Here is a 20,876-nt window from a genome sequence, read left to right as displayed (position 1 = left end):
CGAGGAAGAGGCAACATGGCATATCAGACGCGCGGACGTGACCCGCTTTTGGACAGCTCGATGGCGGAGGCGATCGAGAAGCGAGGCAAGGAACTTCTGGGACTTGCGCTGCTGGCGCTGGGTCTGGCCGCCGCGATGATGATCGCATCCTACAACCCCGATGATCCCAGCTGGATGGCCGCGACGGACGCGCCGGTGCAGAACCTGCTTGGCCGGATGGGGGCGTCGATTGCGGCGCCGCTGTTCATGATCGTGGGATGGGGCGCGTGGGGCCTTGCCATTGTCCTGGGGGCGTGGGGTGTGCGTTTCGCCCTGCACCGGGGCCAGGACCGGGCGATTGGCCGGCTGATCTATGCGCCGATCTGGATCGCGCTTCTGGCGATGTATGCCTCGTCGCTGGAGCCGAGCGCGGAGTGGTCGGCGTCGCACAGTTTCGATTATGGCGGGCTGTTCGGGGAAATGGCGCTGGGCACGGTGCTGGGTTTCCTGCCGATCAGCGCGACCTTCGGGCTGAAGCTGTTGTCGCTGCTTCTGGCGGTGGGGATGGTGGCGCTGGGCGCGTTCATCCTGGGGTTCAGCCGGTTGGAACTGTCGCAGATCACCCGGTTCCTGGTGGTTGGCACGATCATGACCTATGCCACGTTGCGCGCCGTGCTGGCCCGCAGCGGCGGGGTGGCGGCAGGGGCCGCGAAGACCGCCCAGGCCAAGGCCGCAGAGCGCTGGGACCGCCGGATGCAGGAACGCGCCGAGGCCCATGAGCTGGCCCTGGCCGAGGCCGCCGTGCCCGAGCCGCGGGTGCGCCGTGCCGAGCCCGCCCTGGCCGGAGCCGTCCGGCACCAGGGCCATGCCGCGCCGGTCGAAACCGCTGTGCCCGGCTACGAGGTGAGCCAGGCGCCGGAAAAGACCGGCGGGCTGTTGTCGCGGATGCCGTCGCTGATGCGGCGGCCCGAGCGCACGCCGGAGCCGGAACTGATCGAGGCGTCCGAGATGCCCGACATGCCCGCGCCGAGCGGCGACCGCGTGAGCGCCAAGATTGCCGACGTCATCAAGAGCCGGGTGCGCAAGAACCCCGCCGTGCAGGTCGAGACGGTCGCGCCGCTGACCCGTGGCCGTGGCCGGGGGCCGGACCCGCTGATCCTGAACACCGCGCCGCGCAGCGCGGTGCGGGCCGAGCCGCCGCTGACCGCGGAGCACGCCGTGCCGGATGCGACCCATGCGCCGGTTCATGCACCGATGCAGGAGATGGTCGAGGCGGCGCCGGAGGACGAGGTGATCGACGACGGCTACGGCGCATATGACAGCTACGGGGCGGAGCCGGAGGTGCCGGTCTATACCCGCGCCGCGACCCCCCAGGAGGTGCCTGCCGCCGAGCCGAAGAAGGTCGTGCAGCATCCGCCGCGCCGCGCGCCGCAGCCCTCCGCACGGGCGCAGGCCGAGGCGCAGCCCAAGCTGCAATTCGAGGAAAAACCGCAGATCGAGTACGAGCTGCCGCCGCTGAACCTGCTGACCAACCCGGTCAATATCCAGCGCCATCACCTGAGCGACGAGTCGCTGGAGGAGAACGCCCGGATGCTGGAAACGGTGCTGGACGACTATGGCGTGAAGGGCGAGATCGTCAGCGTGCGCCCCGGTCCGGTGGTGACGATGTACGAGCTGGAACCGGCGCCGGGCCTGAAGGCCAGCCGGGTGATCGGTCTCGCGGACGATATCGCGCGGTCGATGTCGGCGCTGTCGGCGCGGGTCAGCACCGTGCCGGGGCGGTCGGTGATCGGCATCGAGCTGCCCAACGACAACCGCGAGATGGTCAGCTTCCGCGAGATCCTGTCGAGCCGCGACTATGGCGACGGCAACCAGAAGCTGCCGCTGGCGCTGGGCAAGGATATCGGCGGCGACCCGATGGTGGCGAACCTGGCGAAGATGCCTCACCTGCTGATCGCGGGGACGACGGGCTCGGGTAAGTCCGTGGCGATCAACACCATGATCCTGAGCCTGCTTTACAAACTGACGCCCGAGGACCTGCGGCTGGTCATGATCGACCCCAAGATGCTGGAACTGAGCGTTTATGACGGCATTCCGCACCTGCTGAGCCCGGTGGTGACCGACCCGAAAAAGGCCGTGGTGGCGCTGAAATGGGTCGTGGCGGAGATGGAAGACCGCTATCGCAAGATGTCCAAGATGGGCGTGCGGAACATCGACGGCTACAACAGCCGCGTGGCCGATGCGCTGGCCAAGGGCGAGATGTTCAGCCGGACGGTGCAGACCGGGTTCGACGACGAGACCGGCGAGCCGGTGTTCGAGACCGAGGAGTTCGCGCCCGAGAAGATGCCCTTCATCGTGGTCATCGTCGACGAGATGGCGGACCTGATGATGGTGGCCGGCAAGGAGATCGAGGCCTGTATCCAGCGGCTGGCGCAGATGGCGCGGGCGTCGGGCATTCACCTGATCATGGCCACGCAGCGGCCGTCGGTGGACGTCATTACGGGCACGATCAAGGCCAACTTCCCGACGCGGATTTCCTTCCAGGTGACCAGCAAGATCGACAGCCGCACGATCCTGGGCGAGATGGGCGCCGAGCAACTGCTGGGCATGGGCGACATGCTGTACATGGCGGGCGGCGGCAAGATCACCCGCTGTCACGGGCCGTTCGTCAGCGACGAGGAGGTCGAGGAGGTGGTCAACCACCTCAAGGCCTTTGGCCCGCCTGTTTACGTGGGCGGTGTGCAGGACGGCCCCGAGGACGAGAAGGCCGACAAGATCGACGCGGTCCTGGGCCTGTCGACGGGCGGCAACACCGATGGCGAGGACGCGCTGTACGATCAGGCCGTGCAGATCGCCATCACCGACCGCAAATGCAGCACCTCCTATATCCAGCGCAAGCTGGCCATCGGCTATAACAAGGCGGCACGCCTGGTCGAGCAGATGGAGGATGAGGGTGTCGTGAGTGCCGCGAACCACGTGGGCAAGCGGGAAATCCTGGTGCCCGAGCAATAACGCCCCGAAAAGGGCCGAGGGGAAACGTTTGCCGGTCTGTTGCGTTGGCGTGCAAGAAAACGCCAACGCGAAGAAGGACGGGTGAATGGCCGGAGATGCCGAGACGCTGCTGAACGAGATCGACGACCTGGCCGATGGCGGGGACACCGTCTCGGTCGGGGATGTGGTCGACGCGATCGGCGGTCGTGGATTCGGGCCGATCATCTTCGTGACGGCACTGTTGGGCGCGTCGCCCCTGGGTGGCATCCCGGGCGTGCCGACACTGTTTGCGATCATTCTGATTCTCATCGCGGTGCAGATCCTCTTCGGGCGGCGCAGTTTCTGGATGCCGGACCGGATCGGCAACAGGGCGGTGACCGATGACAAGGTCGCGCGTTCGGTCGACAAGGCGCGCCCTGCCGCAGAGTGGATGGACCGGCATTTCGGTCACAGGCTCGAGGCGTTGACCGGGCGTCCGGCGCAGCTTGCGGCGGCGCTTGTCGTGGTGGGTCTGTGCGCGATGATCCCGCCGCTGGAGGTGGTGCCCTTCGCGGCGCTCATTCCGTTCGCGGCCATAGCGCTTCTGGGTCTGGCGATCACGGTGCGGGACGGAGTGCTGATGGTGGTGGCCTTCGCGGCCAGCGCCGGGGCGCTTTTCGCGGCGATCCGATTTCTGCCGTTCTGATGCATTGGACCGGAAAAAAGGGCGTTCACGCGCATTTGCGCCGATTGCTATCGCATAACGTCGTGTGTGCGCCTATCTTTTGGCGAGAATGAAAAAGGAGAGGTTTCCCCTCATGCGTATGGTTGCTTTGGCCCTGACTTTCCTGATGGCCACGCCCGCGATGGCCGAAAAGCTGTCGTTGAACGAGATTTCGCAGTATCTGAACAGCTTCAGTTCGGCGACCGGCGAATTTACCCAGATCAACGATGACGGCACGATCAGCACGGGGCAGATCTATATCAAGCGGCCCGGGCGGGTGCGGTTCGAGTACAACCCGCCGGAACAGACGCTGGTGGTGGCCGATGGCAGCACGGTGGGCATCATCGACCCCAAGTCGAACACCGGCGGCGAGGCCTATCCGCTGCACCGTACGCCGCTGAAGATCATCCTTGAGCGCAATGTCGATTTCAGCCGCGCCCGCATGGTCACCGGCCACACCAGCGACGGCAAGACCACGACGGTCCGGGCGCAGGACCCGGCCAACCCGGAATACGGCAATATCGAACTGGTCTTCACCGGCAACCCGGTGGAGCTGCGTCAATGGGTCATCAACGACAGCGGCGGCAGCAGCACGACGGTTGTCCTTGGCGATCTGACCAAGGGTGTGCGGCTGGGCAACGACAGGTTCGTCATTCCCGGCAAGGACAAGTTCACACAGACCGACCGCTGAGGGTGGGGGCGGCGCATCAGCGCCGCCCGCAGGCCCGCAGCTGTTGATCGTAGACGATGGCCCGCTGGCCGACCTCTCCCGAGACGCGCAAGAGCCATGGCTTGGCGTTGTAGCTGCCCCGGCTGAATCCCGTGCGCCCCTCGTGATAGGCGAGGTAGTGGTTGCGGGCGTCGTGCATCGGGATGCCCAGGCGCTGGTTCGACTGCGCCATGTACCATCCCATGAAGTCGGTCGCGTCGCGGATGTCGTTGCGGCGCGCGGCCCGGTTGCCGTCCTTCACGTACTCGTCCCACGTGCCGTCGAGCGCCTGGCTGTAGCCGTAGGCGGAGCTTTGGCGGCCCATGGGGATGATGCCGAGGGTCCAGCGGAAGGGCGTGCGCGCCTCGCCGTCGAACTTGCTTTCCTGGTAGATCGTGGCCATCTGCACCGGCACCGGCACGCCCCAGCGACGCTCGGTCGCGCGGAAGGCCCGCAGGTAATGCGGTTTCTGCGCCACGATGGCGCAGGCATTGTCCAGATTGTCGGGCGGCGGGCCGCTGGGACCACCACCACAGGCGTTCAGGGTGGCCAGGGCCACCATTGATAGAATCGTGCGAAGACGTCTGCTCATCTGCCTCTCGCTATGTTTGTTTTTCTTTCCAGTTTAACCAAAATTTCGGCGCTTGGAAATGCCGGATTTGGGCCTTCGGGTCGGGACGGAAGAGGGGCACTGTCTGACGGCGGTTCACAGACTGTTTCCCGAGAAATTGCGCACGGCGATTGGACAAAACTCGGTTGAACGCAGTACAGTGTGTCGTTAGGGGCTATCAGAATGTTGAAGACACGCGCGAAATATCACCTGGGACAGGTCGTGAAACACCGCAAACATCCGTTTCGCGGGGTGATTTTCGACGTGGATCCCGAGTTTGCGAACACCGAGGAATGGTACGACTCGATTCCCGAGGACAGCCGCCCGGTGAAGGATCAACCGTTCTATCACCTGCTGGCCGAGAACGATCAGACCTATTACGTGGCCTATGTCAGCGAACAGAACCTGATCGCCGACTATTCGGGCGAGCCGGTGGGGCACCCTGACATTCCTGACCTTTTCGGCCCGTTCGAGGACGGGCAGTACCCGCTGCATTTCCAACTGAACTGAGGCCGGGGCGCGGTGCCGCGCCCCATGCCGGTTTTTTGGCGCCGGTGTGCGGCGTCAGTAGCCCAGTGCGCAGCCGTCCTTGCGCGGGTCGGAGCCGCCTTCGAGGACCCCGTTTTCCTTGATCTCGATTGCCTGGGCGCCGCCGATCGCCTCGTCGGCCTCGACCACGTTGTGGCCGAGATCTGCCAGTTCGCGGTGCACGTCCGGCACGTAGCCGGTTTCGACCCGAAGCTCGCCCGCGTCGGGGAAACAGCGCGGCGCGTCGATGGCCTCCTGCGGGGACAGGCCGAAATCGCGCAGGTTCGAGACAAAGCGCGCGTGACCGTTTGCCTGGTATGCGCCGCCCATCACGCCGAAGGGCATGGTGACGCGGCCCCCCTCGCGCAGCATGCCGGGTATGATCGTGTGCATCGGGCGTTTGCCGCCGTTCATCTCGTTCGCGTGGCCCTCTTCGAGCGTGAAGCCCGCGCCGCGGTTTTGCAGCAGGATGCCGAATTTTTCCGACGCGATACCCGAGCCGAACCCGTGGAAAATGGAATAGATCAGCGACACCGCCATGCGGTCGCGGTCGACCACGGTGATGTAGATCGTGTCGCGGTGCACGGCCTCGCTGAGCGTAGTCGCGGACGGCATCGCCTTTTTCGGGTCGATCAGGGCGGCGAGCGCGCGGGCGGTGTCCATCGACAGCATGTGATCCAGCCGCGCGGTGCGGTCGGGATCGGCCATGAAGCGGTTGCGGGCGTCATAGGCCAGCTTGGTCGCCTCGGCCTCGATATGGGCGCGCGTTGTGCCGAACGGGTCCATCGACGCGATGTCGAACTGGGCCAGGATGTTGAGCAGCAGAATCGCCGTGGCGCCCTGGCCGTTGGGCGGATGCTCGACCAGGTCGATGCCGGCATAGCTGCCACTGATGGGATCTGTGGGCGTCGCGGCCGTGGCGGCGAAATCGTCGCCGGTGTGCACGCCGCCCTGGGCGTTGAGCGTGGCGACCATGTCGTCGGCCACCTCGCCCTTGTAGAAGGCGTCGCGCCCGTCGCGGGCGATTCGGCGCAGCACCTCGGCCTGTCCGGGGGCGCGGAACATCTCGCCCTGCTTCAGCGGTTGGCCGCCGTTGGTGTAATGGGTCAGGCCGTGGCCCTGCAGGCATTCAGCGGCCCGGGGCCAGTCATTGGCAACGCGGGGGGCCACCGGCACACCCTGTTCGGCGTAGTGGATTGCGGGTTGCAGAAGGGCGTCGAGACCCAGTTTGCCATGCGCGTCCGACAAGTGGCAGAAGGCGTCGACCGCGCCGGGGATGGTGACCGCTTCGGGCCCATGCAACGGCACGGTGTCGAGGCCGCGGGCGCGCAGGTCGGCGGCGCTGGCGGCGGCCGGGGCGCGGCCGGAGCCGTTCAGCGCATGGATGTCGTCGCTGCCTGCCTTGGTGAACAACGCGAAGCAGTCGCCGCCGATGCCGGTCATCTGCGGCTCGCAGATGCCCAGCAGAACGGCGCCGGCAACGGCGGCGTCCATGGCGTTGCCGCCGCGTTTCAGAATGTCGATGGCGGCCTGGGCGGCCAGGGGGTGCGACGTGGCGCACATGCCGTTGGTGGCGAGGACGGCCGAGCGGCCGGGACGTTGGAAGTCGCGCATGGTTTTCCCGTTGATTGCAATGCTGTGCGGCACCTTAGGGGGCGCGTTCGGGAATGCCAATGTGATGGGAAGAAGAAGTACCTCGACGCCGCGCACTGGGTGGGGGCTGTTAAACGCGGCGCCGAGGGAAGCCATATGCAGCTACAGGTTGGTATATGCGGGGGCTTTGGGGCGGCGTTGCGATGGGAATTGGGCGATTTGGTGGCGCGGTTTGCAGCGCCGCGAGTTTCAGCGCGGAAACCGCAGGCTGAGCGTGTTTTGTCCTGACGTTCGGGTGTAGGTCAGGTCGCGGCACAGGCTGTGAATGAGGAACCAGCCGAATCCCCCTTCGGGCAGGTTCGACCGGGGGCCGGCGCTGTCCGGCAGGTGGGCCGGGGGCAGATCCTGGCCGGGGATGGCGCGGCCGCTGTCGATCAGGGTCACGTCCACGCGGTCGGGCAGCAGGTCGACCGTCATGGTGACCGGACCGGGCGCGCGGTCGGCATAGGCATGTTCGGTGATGTTGTTGAGCGCTTCGCTGACCGCGAGCGCGATGGAGCCGCGCAGGTCCCTGTCGATCCCGGCCTCGTCCAGGTGGCTGGCCAGGCTTTCGACCAAGTCGCGCACGTGCAGGTTCGTCGCTGTCGTGCACCACGAGATCAGCGGGTCGGGCAGGGAGGGGGCGGTGGCGGCCACGGCCCCGGATCAGCCCGCCGCGCGTTGCAGCGCCGCGGCCATGTCGGGGTGGATGACAAAGATCGAATCCATGCGCGTCAGGCGAAAGACCTTGGCCACGTCCGGCGTCAGGCCGGCCAGGTCGAGCCGCCGGCCGTCGCCCATCTGCTTCATCGAGGCGACGATGGCGCCGAGGCCGCTGGAATCGACAAACGCCACGCCGGAGAGGTCGAGCACCACGTGGGCCGGGCCATCTTCGGTGAGGCGGCGCATCTCGTCCTTGAACCGGATGGCGGAGGCGGCGTCGATCCGGTTGTCTTCGACGGTGATAACGTTGATGTTGTTGTGAGTGGCGCAGGTGAGTTGCATGATGCCTCCGGACACATGGATGTTGCGCGCAGCCTAGGCGCAATTCCTTACCAAACCGTTTGGCCCCGTGAGCTTTCCCGGCGCGGCACCCAAGGACGAAAGGACAGTCAGCATGAAAGAGGTTGTGATCGCGGGTGCGGCCCGAACGCCCATGGGCGGCTTCCAGGGGGATTTCGATGGCGTCGAGGCCAGCGTCCTAGGCGGCGCGGCGATTGCCGCGGCGCTGAAGGATGCGGGCGCCGCGACCGTGAGCGAGCTGTTAATGGGTTGTGTTCTGCCGGCGGGCCAGGGGCAGGCCCCGGCGCGGCAGGCCGGGTTCAAGGCGGGCCTCGGCGAGGAGGTGCCGGCGACCACGCTGAACAAGATGTGCGGCTCGGGCATGAAGGCGGCGATGATCGGGTTCGACCAGATCGCGCTGGGCCATACCGACACGATGGTGACGGGCGGCATGGAGAGCATGTCGAACGCGCCCTACCTCTTGCCCAAGATGCGCGGCGGGGCGCGGATCGGGCATGGGCAGGTGATCGACCACATGTTTCTCGACGGGTTGGAGGATGCATACGACAAGGGGCGTTTGATGGGCACCTTCGCCGAGGATTGCGCCGAGAAGTTCCAGTTCACCCGCGAGGCGCAGGATGCCTATGCCATCGGGTCGCTGGACGCGGCGCTGGAGGCGCAGAAGTCGGGCGCGTTCGCGGGCGAGATCGCGCCGGTGACGCTGGAGACGCGGAAGGGCACGGTCGTGGTCGAGACGGACGAGCAGCCCGGCAAGGCGCGGCCTGAGAAGATACCGCAACTGAAGCCTGCGTTCCGCGAGGGCGGGACGGTGACCGCGGCCAATTCGAGCTCGATCAGCGACGGGGCGGCGGCCCTGGTGCTGGCCTCGCGCGAGGCCGCAGAGGCGCAGGGGCTGAAGGTGCGGGCGCGGATCCCGGGCCATGCCAGCCACGCGCAGGCGCCGGGATGGTTCACCACGGCGCCGGTGCCCGCGGCGCAGAAGCTGCTGGAACGGATCGGCTGGACGAAAGACGACGTGGACCTGTGGGAGGTGAACGAGGCCTTCGCCGTGGTGCCCATGGCATTCATGCACGAGATGGGCCTGCCGCGCGAGAAGGTGAACGTGCATGGCGGGGCCTGTGCGCTGGGCCATCCCATCGGGGCGAGCGGGGCGCGGATCATGGTGACGCTGCTGAACGCGCTGGAGAAACGCGACCTCAAGCGTGGTGTCGCGGCGATCTGCATCGGCGGGGGCGAAGGCACGGCCATCGCGATCGAGCGGGTCTGAGGCCGCAAATCTTTTGGGAAAAGATTTGCCAAGAGTTTTCATGAAAACTCTTGGCGGGGGAGGTGCGTGATGCGTGCGGATTATGAAGACCTGGCGAAGACCATCGGGGCGCTGACCGAGGGCGAGACCGATGAGGTCGCCCTGATGGCGACGGTGGTGTGCGAGTTGCACCACGCGGACGCGCGCTTCGACTGGACCGGGTTCTACCGGGTGACGGCGCCGGAGCTGTTGAAGATCGGGCCCTACCAGGGCGGGCACGGCTGTTTGCAGATCCCGTTTTCGCGCGGGGTCTGCGGGGCGGCGGCGCGGACCGGCGAGGTGCAGCTGGTCGACGATGTGGACAGTTTCGACGGGCATATCGCCTGCGCCAGTTCCACCCGGTCGGAGATCGTCCTGCCGGTGCGCGACGGGCAGGGGCGGTTGCTGGGCGTGCTGGATATCGACAGCGACCGGCCGGCCGCGTTCGACGCGGCGGATGCCGACGGGCTGGGCGCGATCCTCAGGATGGTGTTCGGACGCCTGTAGAGACTTGCCGACATACGCGGTGCGGGGGCGAAGCCTCCGGTGGGCGTACTTCGGGGACAGTGAAATTTTGATTGATTTTTTCACGCGACTCGCGCAGCGTGAAAATTGACCGAAGAATTTCACGGGAAGAGTGCCCTTTGGAACAGAGCCAGATCTCCGCCATGCGCAGCCTCGGGGCCGATCTGCGGGCCTTGCGCAAGTCACGGGGGCTGACGTTGAGCGATATGGCGCAGGCGTTGGGCCGGTCGGTGGGCTGGCTGAGCCAGGTGGAGCGGGACCTGTCGGAGCCGTCGATTTCCGACCTGCGGGCGATTGCTGGCGCGTTCGACGTGCCGATGTCGTTCCTGTTCGCCCATGCCAGCGCCCCGGCGGAAGAGCAGGGCATCATCGTGCGCGAGGGCTCGCGGCGGCGGATGGGTTCGAGCGAGGAAGGGTTGATCGAGGAGTTGTTGTCGCCGGACCTGAGCGACGATTTCGAGGTGATTCACTCCACGTTCCGTCCCGGATCGAAGATGCAGCGCCCGGCCACGCGACCGACGCAGGAGGTGGGCTACGTCGTTTCCGGGCGGCTGGACCTGAGCATTGGCGGGCAGGAGTTCAGCGTCGGGCCGGGAGACAGTTTCCGTATCCGGCATGAAACCTATGCCTGGGCCAACCCCTATGACGCGCCGTGCGTCGCGATCTGGGTGATCGCGCCGCCGGTCTATTGAGGGGGGTGGCATGAGCCTGGAAGGATGGACCGTCTTCGCGCTGTTCTGGGTGGTGTTCGTGACCACGCCGGGGCCCAATGCGGTCAATTGCATCACCAACGGCATGACGCTGGGGTTTCGCCGCAGCCTGTGGGGGGTGGCGGCGATCCTGACGCAGGCGGCGTTGTTCCTGACCTTGTCGGCGGCGGGGGTGACGGCGCTGATCGCGGCCTCGCCGGAAGCGTTCCAGGTGGCGAAATTCATCGGGGCCGGGTTCCTGATCTACCTCGGAATACGCGGCTGGATCATGGCGCGGCGGCAGATGGTCGTGGCCGAACCGGACGGGCGCAGCATCTACTGGCGGGCCTTTGCCATCGCCACGATCAACCCCAAGAGCGTGGCGGGATACCTGGCCGCCTTCAGCCAGTTCGTGCAGCCGGACGTGCCGATCTGGAGCCAGATGTGGGTGATCTTTCCCACCGCGCTGAGCCTGACCGCGCTGAGCTATATCGGATACACCGCGCTGGGCGCGGGGCTGGGCCGGGCGGCGCTGGGGGCGGTGTTCAACGTGTGGCTGCGCCGGGGGCTGGCGGCGTGTTTCGTGATCTACGGCGTGCTCTTGGGCGCGGCTTCGACGCCGGGGAGGGCGTGAGATGATCAAGGGCGCGTGCCTGTGCGGGGCGGTGGCGTTCCGGCTGGAGGGCATGGCCAGGGACATCCTGGGATGCCATTGCGGGCAGTGCCGCAAGCAGTCGGGGTTTTACTGGGCGGCGACCTCGGTGGCGGACGAGGGCCTGGTGATGGAGCGCGACGATGGGCTGGCCTGGTTTCAGTCCAGCGACACGGCGCGGCGGGGATTTTGCAGGATTTGCGGGACCGGCCTGTTTTGGAAGCCGGAAGATGCGCCGCGCACGGTGGTTGCCGCGGCATCGCTGGAGCCGGGGCATGGGCTGAAGATGACGGCGCATGTCTTTCTGGAGGACAAGGGCGATTATTACGACATCGGCGACGGGCTGCCGCAGTTCGCGCGGTTCAGTGGAGGTGAGAATGCTTGAGGGAAGTTGTTTGTGCGGAAATATCCGGTTCAGCGTGACGGGTGCGCCGCAGGGGGTGTCGGCCTGTCATTGCGGGCAGTGCCGCAAGCAATCGGGGCATGTGTGGTCGTCGGCCTTCGTGCCGGAGACGGACCTGGAGATCACCGGCGAGGTGACGTGGTACGAGGCGACGCCACAGGCCAAGCGGGGGTTCTGCGCGACCTGCGGGGCGTTCCTGTTCTGGAAGGCGCATGACGAGGACACGATGAGCTTTGCCCTGGGGGCGCTGGACGGACCCACGGGGCTGCGGCTGGAGAAGCATATCTTCACCGCCGACAAGGGGGATTACTACGAGATCGCGGACGGGGTTCCGCAGAAATGATCACCGGGTCCTGTCTGTGTGGCGCGAACGCCTTCGAGCTTGACCGCGCGGCCGGGCCGGTGACGGCGTGCCATTGCGGTCAGTGCCGGAAGTATTCGGGTTTCCACGCCGCCAGCGTGGACGTGGACGATGTGCCGCTGCGCTGGGTCCGGCAGGGCTACGTGACGCGGTTCGTCCACGAGAGCGGCGCGGTGCGCGCCTTTTGCGGACGCTGCGGCACGAAGCTGTGGTTCGAGGATCCCGACGGCTGGACGAGCCTGGAAGCCGGGTTGATCGACGCGCCCTCGGGCGGGGCGATGGCGGGGCATATCTTTGTCGCGGACAGGGGCGACTATTACGACATCGCGGACGGGTTGCCGCAGGCAGGGCAGGCGTGAGCCGGGACGTGCCCTGGTGCGTCGTTGGCCGGGCTGCCGGGGCGGTCACTGCGGACGGAAATGATGGAAAACGGGCGGCGCGCTGGTGGCCGTCTTACTTGGGAGGCAAGAAAAATGGCTGATCTGCCGACAAAGGCGAAAGTGGTCATCATCGGCGGGGGCGTCGTGGGGTGCTCAGTGCTGTATCACCTGGCGAAAAAAGGCTGGAGCGATTGCGTTCTTCTGGAGAAGAACGAGCTGACCGCCGGGAGCACCTGGCACGCGGCGGGGAACGTGCCCACGTTCTCGACCAGCTGGGGCATCATGAACATGCAGCGGTATTCCACCGAGCTTTATGCCCGGCTGGGGGACGAGGTCGACTACCCGATGAACTATCACCAGACCGGGTCGATCCGGCTGGCGCATTCCAAGGAGCGGATGCAGGAGTTCGAGCGTGCCCGCGGCATGGGCAGGCACCAGGGGATGGAGCTGGAAATCCTGACCCCCGACGAGATCAAGGCGCGGTATCCGTTCATCGAGACGCATGACATTGTGGGCGCGCTCTATGACCCGAACGATGGCGATATCGACCCGGCGCAGGTGACACAAGCGCTGGCCAAGGGCGCGCGAGACATGGGGGCGACGATCGCCCGGTTTTGCCCGGCCACCGGGGTGACCCAGGATAGCGACGGCTGGATCGTGCATACGGACAAGGGCGATATCGCCTGCGATTTCGTGGTGAACGCGGCCGGGTATTATGCCCAGAAAGTGGGCGAGTGGTTCAAGCCCTATGGCGGGCGGACGGTGCCGATGATGGTGATGAGCCATCAATACGTGCTGACCGACGAGATCCCCGCGATCGAGGCGCACAGCAAGGAGACCGGCCGCAAGCTGCCGCTGTTGCGCGACGTCGACGTGTCCTACTACTTCCGGCAGGAGAAGCACGGGTTCAACATCGGCCCCTACGAGCCGAATTGCCGGGCGCATTGGGCCGAGCCATCGGACCCGATGCCCGAGGATTTCAGCTTTCAGCTGTGGTCGGATGATCTGGAGCGGATCGAGGATATCGTGGCGGATTCCATGGAGCGGGTGCCGGTGGCGGGTACGGCGGGGATCAGCCGGATCATCAACGGGCCGATCCCTTATGCGCCCGACGGGCTGCCCCTGCTGGGGCCGATGCCGGGGGTGAAAAACGCGTTCGAGGCTTGTGTCTTTACCTTCGGGATCGCGCAGGGTGGTGGCGCGGGCAAGGTTCTGGCCGAGTGGATCGTGGACGGTGCGCCCGAGTGGGACATGTGGGCGGTCGATCCGAGGCGGTACACCGATTACACCGATTACGATTACTGCGTGGCCAAGGGGATGGAGGTCTACGGCAACGAATACGCCATGCACTTCCCGTGGCACGAATGGCCGGCGGGGCGCGACAAGAAGCTGTCGCCCAATCATGGGCGCGTGCTGGAACTGGGCGGCGTGATGGGGGCCTATAATGGCTGGGAACGGGCGAACTGGTTCGCTCAGCCGGGCGACGACACGTCGGAGGACAGCACCCATACGTGGAACCGCAAGGGGCCGTGGGAGCAGCGCATCCGCGAGGAATGCGAGGCGGTGCGCGATGCCTGCGGCGTGCTGGACCTGCCGGGCTTTTCACGGTTCCGGGTCGAGGGCGCGGGGGCCGACGACTGGCTGCGCGGCTTCGTGACCGGGGGGCTGCCCAAGGTGGGGCGGATGAACCTGGTTTACGTTGCCAACGCGAAAGGCCGGATCGTGACGGAGTTTTCCTGTATCCGGCTGGCGGAGAACGATTTCGTTCTGATCACCGCGGCCACGGCGCAGTGGCATGACGGGGAGCTGATCCGCGGGAGCGTGCCTGACGGTGTGACCGTGACGGAAACGACGACCGAGCGGTCGGCACTGCTGGTGGCGGGGCCGAAGAGCCGCGAGGTGCTGGCGGGGATCAGCGATGCGGATCTGGAGGCCGGGTGGCTGAGCCATCAGCATTGCACCGTGGCGGGGCGGCCTGCCTTCCTCATCCGGGTGAGCTTTACCGGCGAGCTGGGCTGGGAGGTGCATGCGGAGAATGCCGAGATGCCGGCGATCTACGAGGCGATACTGGACGCGGGCGCGAAGCCGTTCGGGATGTATGCGCTGAACAGTCTGCGGATCGAGAAAGGGTACCGGGCGTGGAAGGGCGACCTGAGCACCGATTACTCGATGCTCGAGGCCGGGCTGGAGCGGTTCGTGAAGTTCGACAAGGCGCAGGATTTCACCGGCAAGGCGGCGCTGCTGGCGGAGAAGCAGCAAGGCCGGAAGAAAGCCTTTGCTCCGCTGATCATCGACGCGGGGGAGGTGGACGCGCCCTACATGTCGACGATCTGGAGCGGGGACGAGATCGTGGGCGAGACGACGAGCGGCGCCTGGGGCTACCGGGTGAACGCCAGCGTGGCGCTGGCGATGCTGCGGACGGACGTGGCGACGGCCGGCACGGAGCTTGAAGTGGAGATCTATGGCGAGCGGCGCAAGGCGGTTGTGCAGCCGGATCAGCCGCTTTGGGATCCGGAGAATGCAAGGCTGACGGCGTGAGCTAGAGGTCCCCCGCGTCAAGCCCGGGGCAGGCAGGGTCAAGCCCGGGACGGACAAACGAAAGGAAAGACGATGAGTATCGAGACCTACCTGATCTACCTTGGCGTCTTGGCGGCGTTTTTCCTGACGCCGCCGGATACCAGCCAGTTGCTGATCATTTCCAACAGCCTGCGGCACGGGCTGCGCCGGTCCTTGGCGACGGTTGCGGGCGACCTGAGCGCCAACGCGGTGCAGATGACGCTGGCGGCGTTCGGCCTGACGGCGGTGATCGCGGCGAATGCAGATGCGCTGTGGGTCGTGAAATGGGCCGGGGTGGCGTACCTGGTCTGGATCGGGCTGCGATTGATGCTGACGCGGGGCGCGTCCGAGGCGCCGGGGGCGGTGGCGAAGGGGCGGCTTTTTCGGCAGGGCTTTGTCACCTCCTCGGCAAACCCCTATGCGGTGGTGTTCTTCGGGGCGCTGTTCCCGCAGTTCATCGACGCGGGTGCGCCGATCCTGCCGCAATTGCTGGTGCTGGGCGTGACCTACCTGGTGGTGGACGGTCTGGTGCTGCTCTTGTGGGGCTGGGCGGCGACGCGGACGCTGGGGCGTGTGAAGGCGCTGACGGGGGTTTGGATCAACCGTGTCTCGGGCGCGCTGATGGTCGGGGCGGCGGTGCTCCTGGGGTTGAAGGACCTCGACAGGGGTGCGGCGGCACGATGACCCTTCCCGAGACCATGTCCGGCGTTTACCTGACCCGTCACGGCGGGCCGGAGGCGCTGGAATGGCGCGACGACATTCCGGTGCCCCGGCCCGGACCGGGAGAGGTACTGGTGCGGGTGCTGGCGGCGGGGGTGAACAACACCGACATCAACACGCGCGAAGGCTGGTACTCTGCCGACGTGAAGGGCGCGACGGGCGAGCTGCAGGACGGGGTCGAGGCGGGCGGCTGGTCCGGAGCGCTGGAGTTTCCGCTGATCCAGGGCGGGGACCTGTGCGGTGAGGTCGTGGCGCTGGGCGATGGCGTGAGCGCGGTGGCCGTGGGAATGCGGGTGATCTGCCCGATCAACCAGCCGCGCCCGACCGACGACAACCCGGTGGGGTTCGAGGCGCTGGGGTCGGAAATCGATGGCGCGTTCGCGCAGTTTTGCGTGGTGCCCGAGGGGGATCTCTACGATGTGAGCGACGCGCCTTTGAGCGACGTGGAACTGGCCGCGATTCCCTGTGCCTTCGGTACGGCGGCGGGGCTGCTGGACCGGGCCGGGGTTGCGGCCGGTCAGAAGGTGCTGATCACCGGCGCCTCCGGTGGCGTAGGGTTGGCGGCGGTGCGGCTGGCCACGGCGCTGGGGGCGGAGGTGACCGGCGTGGCCTCGGCAGCCAAGGCCGAGTGCGTGCGCGATGCGGGTGCGGTGGCGGTGATCGGGCGGGACGACGTGCCGCCCGCCGACACGTTCCACGCGGTGATCGACCTGGTGGCCGGGCCGGGCTGGGGCGCCTTGATCGACGCGCTGCGGCCGGGCGGGCATTACGCGGTGGCGGGCACCATCGCCGGGCCGGTGGTGGAGGCGGATCTGCGGCGCATCTACCTGCGGGATATCACGATCCACGGCTGCACTTTCCAGTCGCGTGCGGTCTTTGCCCGGCTGGTCGAGATGGTGCGGCAGGGGGCGGTGAAACCGCTGATCGCCAAGACGTTTCCCATGCAGGAGATTGACAGGGCGCAGGAAGAGTTCATGTCGAAGCGGCATGCCGGGAAGCTGGTGCTGATCCCGGACGGCATCGACATCTGAACAAGGGCGCGAAAGGAAAGACATGGCACAGGTAACGCTGTTGGACGGCTCGATCGGGCAGGAGCTGGTGAAACGGTCGGGCGACCGGGCGACGCCGCTGTGGTCGACCCAGGTGATGATCGACCATCCCAAGCTGGTGGGCGAGGTGCACCTGGAATACTTCGCCGCCGGCGCGACGGTGGCCACGACCAACACCTATGCGGTGTTGCGCGACCGGCTGGAGCGGATCGGGTTGCAGGAGCAGATCGGGAAACTGACCGACACCGCGGTGCGGGCCGCGCGCCGGGCCCGGGCGGCGAGTGGCGGCAAGGGCCGGGTGGCCGGGGCCATCGGGCCGCTGGTGCAGTCCTACAAGCCCGAGACCTGCCCGCCCCCCGCCGAGGCCGCCAAGATGTATGCCGAGCCGGTCGGTTTGATGAAGGACCACGTGGACCTGTTCCTGCTGGAGACGATGTCGTCGGTGGATCAGGCCGAGGGCGCGCTGAGGGCCGTGACGGGGCAGGGCCTGCCGGTGTGGCTGGCGGTGAGCGTGGACGATCATGACGGCACGCGCTTGCGCTCGGGCGAGCCGGTGGAGGCGTTGGCGGAGACCGTCGCAAGACATGCGCCGGACGCGGTGCTGGTGAACTGTTCGCGGCCCGAGGTGATCGGGGCCGCGCTGGACGTGATCAAGGGGTTCGGCGTGCCGTTCGGCGCCTATGGCAACGGGTTCTCGGAGATCAGCGAAGGCTTTCTGGGCGATGCGCCCACCGTCGACGCGCTGGAGCAGCGCAAGGACATGGGGCCGCTGGATTATGCCGAATATGTCATGGGCTGGGTCGCGCAGGGGGCCACCATCGTGGGCGGCTGCTGCGAGATTGGGCCGGCGCATATTGCGGAAATTGCCCGATGTTTGCAGGCGGCGGGGCACGAGATCATATGACCGACGCCACGCTGCCCCCCGGCATGGTCCCGGCGAGCGGGCGGTTCCGCTATGACGCCGCGGAGTTCGGGCGGCTGGATTTCGAGGTGAGCCATGCGAAGTTCATCCTGTGGAAGAGTTTTGAGAACGAGCAGGAGACCGAGGGCGTCCAACTGCAAATCATGATCGCGGCGCGGGCGCAGGAAATCCCGGACGAAAGCGGCGACGCGGATATGGCGTACCTTCTGGAACCGGCGATCACCGTGGAATGGCTGACGATCAGGGAGGCCGATCTGGCCAGCCGGGACCGGGGCGCGCTGGACGGTGTGACGGTCGATTTCGACTGGGACAGGGCGCCTGATGTGCAGGAGGCGCCGGCGGCGATCCAGGAGGGATCATTCGGGTCGACGGATGTGCTGAAACTTTCGCTGAGCCATGTGCCGCCCGACAGGTACCGCTTACAGGTGCAGGCGAAGGATGAATTCGGGCGCGCCTGCGAGATCGACGCGGACCTGCCGCTTTTCGAGATCGGGGCGAGCAATTTCTCGATGTCTCGGCCACAGGCGGTCGAGGACTGGGTGGACCGGCATTTCGAGCGCGATGACTTGCACGTCGAATGGCGCACGGTGGGGCCGATGACCAACCAGTGGCAAAATCTTTACGCCTCGTTCAAGGAGACAGGGGATGAGTGATCTTCCGAAGCACGCCCGCGTGGTGATCATCGGTGGCGGCGTGGTGGGCTGTTCCGTGGCCTATCACCTGGCCAAGTTGGGCTGGCAGGACGTGGTGTCGCTGGAGCGCAAGCAGCTGACCAGCGGCACGACATGGCACGCGGCGGGGCTGATCGGGCAACTGCGGGCCAGTGCCAACATGACCAAGCTGGCGCGGTATTCGGCGGAGCTGTATCGCGGGCTGGAGGACGAGACCGGCGTGGCGACGGGCCTGCGGCAGGGCGGGTCGATCTCGGTCGCGCTGACGGCGGAGCGGCGCGAGGAACTGAACCGTCAGGCGGCCATGGCGCGGGCCTTTGGCGTGCCAGTCGAGGAATTGTCGCCGGACGATATCAAGCAGAGATACGAGCATATCAACCTCGATGGCGTGACCGGGGGTGTCTGGCTGCCGACGGACGGGCAGGCGGACCCGGCCAATATCGCGCTGGCGCTGGCCAAGGGGGCGCGGCAGAACGGGGCGCTGGTTAAGGAGCGGGTGAAGGTCACCGGCATCGCGCGGGATGGCCGCCGGGTGACGGGCGTGGACTGGGCTGCCGATGCGGGCGGCGAGACGGGGCATATTGCCTGCGACATGATCGTGAATTGTGCTGGCATGTGGGGCCACGAAGTGGGGCGCATGGCGGGCGTGAACGTGCCGCTGCACGCCTGCGAGCATTTCTATATCGTCACCGAGGCCATCGACGGGCTGGGACAATTGCCGGTGCTGCGGGTGCCGGACGAATGCGCCTATTACAAGGAGGACGCGGGCAAGATCCTGCTGGGCGCGTTCGAGCCGAACGCCAAGCCTTGGGGGATGAACGGCATTCCCGACAGTTTCGAGTTCGACCAGCTGCCCGAGGATTTCGACCATTTCGAGCCGATCCTCGAAGCGGCTTGCAACCGGATGCCGATGCTTGCCGAGGCGGGGATACATACGTTTTTCAACGGGCCGGAGAGTTTCACGCCGGATGATGCCTATCACCTGGGGCTGGCGCCGGAGATGGACAATGTGTGGGTGGCTGCCGGGTTCAACTCGATCGGGATTCAAAGCGCGGGCGGCGCGGGGCACGCGCTGAGCCAGTGGATGGACAGCGGCGAGAAGCCATTCGACCTGGGCGACGTGGACATTGCCCGGATGCAGCCGTTCCAGGGGAACCGGCACTACCTTTTTGAACGCTCGAAGGAGACGCTGGGGCTGCTCTACGCCGATCACTTCCCCTATTTGCAGAAACGCACGGCGCGGGGCGTGCGGCGCTCGCCCTTCCATCATCACCTGCTGGAGCAGGGCGCGGTGATGGGAGAGATCGCCGGGTGGGAGCGGGCGAACTGGTTCGCCAAGGACGGCCAGGAGCGGGAGTATCGCTATGGCTGGGGGCGGCAGAACTGGTTCGAGAATGCCGCCGAAGAGCATAAAGCGATCCGTACCGGCGTGGGCATGTACGATATGTCGAGCTTCGGCAAGATCCGGGTCGAGGGGCCTGATGCGGAGGCGTTCCTGAACCATGTGGGTGGCGGCGACTATTCGGTGCCGAATGGAAAGATCGTCTACACCCAGTTCCTGAACGACCGCGGCGGGATCGAGGCGGACGTGACGGTGACGCGGCTGAGCGAGACGGCGTATCTGGTGGTGACGCCGGCGGCGACTCGGCTGGCGGACCAGACCTGGATGGAGCGACACCGGGGCGATTTCAACGTCGTGATCACCGATGTGACGGCAGGCGAAGGCGTGCTGGCGGTGATGGGGCCGGATGCGCGGAAACTGATGCAGGCGGTCAGCCTGAATGATTTCTCCAACGCGGCCAACCCGTTCGGCACGGCGCAGGAGATCGAACTGGGCATGGGGCTCGCCCGTGTGCACCGGGTCAGCTACGTCGGAGAACTGGGCTGGGAGATTTACATCGGTGCCGATATGGCGGGGCATGCGTTCGAGACGCTATACGAGGCGGGGCAGGCGCATGGGCTGAAGCTTTGCGGGATGCACATGATGGATTCGTGCCGGATCGAGAAGGGGTTCCGGCATTTCGGGCATGACATCACCTGCGAGGATCACGTGCTGGAGGCGGGGCTGGGCTTTGCGGTGAAGACCTCGAAACCATCGTTCATCGGGCGTGATGCGGTACTGCGCAAGAAGGAGGCAGGGCTGGCCAAGCGACTAGTGCAGTTCCGGCTGACCGATCCCGAGCCGATGCTCTATCATAACGAGCCCGTGCTGCGGGACGGGGAGATCGTGGGCTATCTCAGTTCGGGGGCGTATGGTCATCACCTGGGCGGGGCGATCGGGATGGGATATGTGCCGTGCAAGGGCGAAAGCGCCGAGCAGGTGCTGGCCTCGAGCTACGAGATCGACGTGGCGGGGACGCGGGTGAAGGCGGAGGCGTCTTTGCGTCCGATGTACGACCCGAAATCAGAGCGCGTGAAGGCTTGATGGCTCGGGCGAGGGTATTCCAGAACGGATGAAAGGCGGGCGGCTTTCACTGTTCGGGAAATA

At 66.3% G+C, this 20,876-nt stretch carries 21 protein-coding genes; 17 read left to right on the top strand and 4 right to left on the bottom strand.

From position 1 onward, the window contains the following. Positions 1–15 precede the first annotated feature (15 nt). The 3 genes from KUV49_RS02120 (at position 16) to KUV49_RS02110 (ending at position 4,364) form a co-directional block, all read left to right on the top strand. Positions 16–2,991, top strand: coding sequence for a DNA translocase FtsK (locus KUV49_RS02120; RefSeq protein ID WP_222451402.1), 2,976 nt, complete (start codon positions 16–18; stop codon positions 2,989–2,991). 85 nt (positions 2,992–3,076) lie between these two features. Beyond that, positions 3,077–3,655: an exopolysaccharide biosynthesis protein gene (locus KUV49_RS02115; RefSeq protein WP_222451401.1), complete on the top strand. Its 579-nt coding sequence runs from the start codon at positions 3,077–3,079 to the stop codon at positions 3,653–3,655. Between the two features lie 112 nt (positions 3,656–3,767). Continuing rightward, entirely contained in the window at positions 3,768–4,364 is a 597-nt protein-coding gene (locus KUV49_RS02110; RefSeq protein ID WP_261391460.1) for a LolA family protein, read from the top strand. A gap of 16 nt (positions 4,365–4,380) precedes the next feature. Here the strand turns inward: KUV49_RS02110 and KUV49_RS02105 are convergent, their stop codons facing one another. Then, a complete protein-coding gene (locus tag KUV49_RS02105; protein ID WP_222451399.1) occupies positions 4,381–4,974 on the bottom strand; it encodes a lytic transglycosylase in 594 nt (197 codons plus the stop codon). 201 nt (positions 4,975–5,175) lie between these two features. Between KUV49_RS02105 and hspQ the strand changes: the two genes are divergently transcribed. After that, positions 5,176–5,502 (top strand): heat shock protein HspQ, encoded by a 327-nt coding sequence (hspQ, locus tag KUV49_RS02100; RefSeq protein ID WP_152490992.1) that lies wholly within the window; start codon positions 5,176–5,178, stop codon positions 5,500–5,502. 54 nt (positions 5,503–5,556) lie between these two features. On the opposite strand, the gene KUV49_RS02095 is transcribed toward hspQ, so the two are convergent. The 3 genes from KUV49_RS02095 to KUV49_RS02085 form a co-directional block, all read right to left on the bottom strand. Continuing rightward, positions 5,557–7,134, bottom strand: a complete 1,578-nt coding sequence (locus KUV49_RS02095) for a gamma-glutamyltransferase family protein (protein ID WP_222451398.1) — start codon at positions 7,132–7,134, stop codon at positions 5,557–5,559. Positions 7,135–7,362: 228 nt separating this feature from the next. Beyond that, positions 7,363–7,809: an ATP-binding protein gene (locus KUV49_RS02090; RefSeq protein WP_222451397.1), complete on the bottom strand. Its 447-nt coding sequence runs from the start codon at positions 7,807–7,809 to the stop codon at positions 7,363–7,365. Positions 7,810–7,818: 9 nt separating this feature from the next. Further along, on the bottom strand, positions 7,819–8,157 hold the full coding sequence (locus KUV49_RS02085; RefSeq protein ID WP_152490995.1) for an STAS domain-containing protein: 339 nt from the start codon (positions 8,155–8,157) through the stop codon (positions 7,819–7,821). 112 nt (positions 8,158–8,269) lie between these two features. Between KUV49_RS02085 and KUV49_RS02080 the strand changes: the two genes are divergently transcribed. The 13 genes from KUV49_RS02080 (at position 8,270) to KUV49_RS02020 (ending at position 20,813) form a co-directional block, all read left to right on the top strand. Beyond that, positions 8,270–9,442, top strand: a complete 1,173-nt coding sequence (locus tag KUV49_RS02080; protein ID WP_222451396.1) for an acetyl-CoA C-acyltransferase — start codon at positions 8,270–8,272, stop codon at positions 9,440–9,442. 69 nt (positions 9,443–9,511) lie between these two features. Then, complete coding sequence (locus KUV49_RS02075) at positions 9,512–9,967, top strand: GAF domain-containing protein (protein ID WP_222451395.1); 456 nt, start codon at positions 9,512–9,514, stop codon at positions 9,965–9,967. A 161-nt stretch (positions 9,968–10,128) separates the two neighbouring features. Then, positions 10,129–10,677 carry a helix-turn-helix domain-containing protein gene (locus KUV49_RS02070; protein WP_222452048.1) on the top strand — a complete coding sequence of 183 codons (549 nt, stop codon included), beginning with the start codon at positions 10,129–10,131 and terminating at the stop codon, positions 10,675–10,677. A 10-nt stretch (positions 10,678–10,687) separates the two neighbouring features. After that, positions 10,688–11,308 (top strand): LysE family translocator, encoded by a 621-nt coding sequence (locus KUV49_RS02065; RefSeq protein ID WP_222451394.1) that lies wholly within the window; start codon positions 10,688–10,690, stop codon positions 11,306–11,308. Between the two features lies 1 nt (position 11,309). Beyond that, entirely contained in the window at positions 11,310–11,711 is a 402-nt protein-coding gene (locus tag KUV49_RS02060; protein ID WP_222451393.1) for a GFA family protein, read from the top strand. Further along, positions 11,704–12,072: a GFA family protein gene (locus tag KUV49_RS02055; protein ID WP_222451392.1), complete on the top strand. Its 369-nt coding sequence runs from the start codon at positions 11,704–11,706 to the stop codon at positions 12,070–12,072. Before KUV49_RS02060 ends, KUV49_RS02055 begins: the two co-directional genes overlap by 8 nt. Continuing rightward, positions 12,069–12,449 carry a GFA family protein gene (locus tag KUV49_RS02050; RefSeq protein ID WP_222451391.1) on the top strand — a complete coding sequence of 127 codons (381 nt, stop codon included), beginning with the start codon at positions 12,069–12,071 and terminating at the stop codon, positions 12,447–12,449. Before KUV49_RS02055 ends, KUV49_RS02050 begins: the two co-directional genes overlap by 4 nt. Positions 12,450–12,563: 114 nt before the next feature. Next, positions 12,564–15,008, top strand: coding sequence for an FAD-dependent oxidoreductase (locus tag KUV49_RS02045; RefSeq protein ID WP_222451390.1), 2,445 nt, complete (start codon positions 12,564–12,566; stop codon positions 15,006–15,008). Between the two features lie 72 nt (positions 15,009–15,080). Then, positions 15,081–15,710, top strand: a complete 630-nt coding sequence (locus tag KUV49_RS02040) for a LysE family translocator (RefSeq protein ID WP_222451389.1) — start codon at positions 15,081–15,083, stop codon at positions 15,708–15,710. Further along, the gene (locus KUV49_RS02035) at positions 15,707–16,777 is read left to right on the top strand and encodes an alcohol dehydrogenase family protein (RefSeq protein WP_222451388.1); all 1,071 of its coding nucleotides are present in this window, start codon (positions 15,707–15,709) and stop codon (positions 16,775–16,777) included. Before KUV49_RS02040 ends, KUV49_RS02035 begins: the two co-directional genes overlap by 4 nt. Before the next feature lie 22 nt (positions 16,778–16,799). Beyond that, complete coding sequence (locus KUV49_RS02030) at positions 16,800–17,699, top strand: homocysteine S-methyltransferase family protein (protein ID WP_222451387.1); 900 nt, start codon at positions 16,800–16,802, stop codon at positions 17,697–17,699. Beyond that, complete coding sequence (locus tag KUV49_RS02025) at positions 17,696–18,370, top strand: hypothetical protein (protein WP_222451386.1); 675 nt, start codon at positions 17,696–17,698, stop codon at positions 18,368–18,370. The genes KUV49_RS02030 and KUV49_RS02025 overlap by 4 nt, the downstream gene beginning before the upstream one ends. Then, entirely contained in the window at positions 18,363–20,813 is a 2,451-nt protein-coding gene (locus tag KUV49_RS02020; RefSeq protein ID WP_222451385.1) for an FAD-dependent oxidoreductase, read from the top strand. Before KUV49_RS02025 ends, KUV49_RS02020 begins: the two co-directional genes overlap by 8 nt. Positions 20,814–20,876: the final 63 nt, after the last annotated feature.

The sequence above is a fragment of the Roseovarius atlanticus genome, from assembly GCF_019802205.1.
Classification (GTDB): domain Bacteria; phylum Pseudomonadota; class Alphaproteobacteria; order Rhodobacterales; family Rhodobacteraceae; genus Roseovarius; species Roseovarius atlanticus_A.
The sequence above is the reverse complement of the archived record's forward strand: the minus strand, read 5'-3'. Positions and strand labels throughout refer to the sequence as shown.

Bases quoted from the DNA above. Each gene is read 5' to 3' on its own strand.
- KUV49_RS02110 (WP_261391460.1), top strand. From the start codon at position 3,768: ATGCGTATGGTTGCTTTGGCCCTGACTTTCCTGATGGCCACGCCCGCG.
- KUV49_RS02045 (WP_222451390.1), top strand. From the start codon at position 12,564: ATGGCTGATCTGCCGACAAAGGCGAAAGTGGTCATCATCGGCGGGGGC.
- KUV49_RS02095 (WP_222451398.1), bottom strand. From the start codon at position 7,134: ATGCGCGACTTCCAACGTCCCGGCCGCTCGGCCGTCCTCGCCACCAAC.
- KUV49_RS02025 (WP_222451386.1), top strand. From the start codon at position 17,696: ATGACCGACGCCACGCTGCCCCCCGGCATGGTCCCGGCGAGCGGGCGG.
- KUV49_RS02105 (WP_222451399.1), bottom strand. From the start codon at position 4,974: ATGAGCAGACGTCTTCGCACGATTCTATCAATGGTGGCCCTGGCCACC.
- KUV49_RS02020 (WP_222451385.1), top strand. From the start codon at position 18,363: ATGAGTGATCTTCCGAAGCACGCCCGCGTGGTGATCATCGGTGGCGGC.
- KUV49_RS02075 (WP_222451395.1), top strand. From the start codon at position 9,512: ATGCGTGCGGATTATGAAGACCTGGCGAAGACCATCGGGGCGCTGACC.
- KUV49_RS02030 (WP_222451387.1), top strand. From the start codon at position 16,800: ATGGCACAGGTAACGCTGTTGGACGGCTCGATCGGGCAGGAGCTGGTG.
- KUV49_RS02070 (WP_222452048.1), top strand. From the start codon at position 10,129: ATGCGCAGCCTCGGGGCCGATCTGCGGGCCTTGCGCAAGTCACGGGGG.
- KUV49_RS02085 (WP_152490995.1), bottom strand. From the start codon at position 8,157: ATGCAACTCACCTGCGCCACTCACAACAACATCAACGTTATCACCGTC.
- KUV49_RS02060 (WP_222451393.1), top strand. From the start codon at position 11,310: ATGATCAAGGGCGCGTGCCTGTGCGGGGCGGTGGCGTTCCGGCTGGAG.
- KUV49_RS02115 (WP_222451401.1), top strand. From the start codon at position 3,077: ATGGCCGGAGATGCCGAGACGCTGCTGAACGAGATCGACGACCTGGCC.
- KUV49_RS02120 (WP_222451402.1), top strand. From the start codon at position 16: ATGGCATATCAGACGCGCGGACGTGACCCGCTTTTGGACAGCTCGATG.
- KUV49_RS02035 (WP_222451388.1), top strand. From the start codon at position 15,707: ATGACCCTTCCCGAGACCATGTCCGGCGTTTACCTGACCCGTCACGGC.
- KUV49_RS02050 (WP_222451391.1), top strand. From the start codon at position 12,069: ATGATCACCGGGTCCTGTCTGTGTGGCGCGAACGCCTTCGAGCTTGAC.
- KUV49_RS02040 (WP_222451389.1), top strand. From the start codon at position 15,081: ATGAGTATCGAGACCTACCTGATCTACCTTGGCGTCTTGGCGGCGTTT.
- hspQ (WP_152490992.1), top strand. From the start codon at position 5,176: ATGTTGAAGACACGCGCGAAATATCACCTGGGACAGGTCGTGAAACAC.
- KUV49_RS02055 (WP_222451392.1), top strand. From the start codon at position 11,704: ATGCTTGAGGGAAGTTGTTTGTGCGGAAATATCCGGTTCAGCGTGACG.
- KUV49_RS02065 (WP_222451394.1), top strand. From the start codon at position 10,688: ATGAGCCTGGAAGGATGGACCGTCTTCGCGCTGTTCTGGGTGGTGTTC.
- KUV49_RS02080 (WP_222451396.1), top strand. From the start codon at position 8,270: ATGAAAGAGGTTGTGATCGCGGGTGCGGCCCGAACGCCCATGGGCGGC.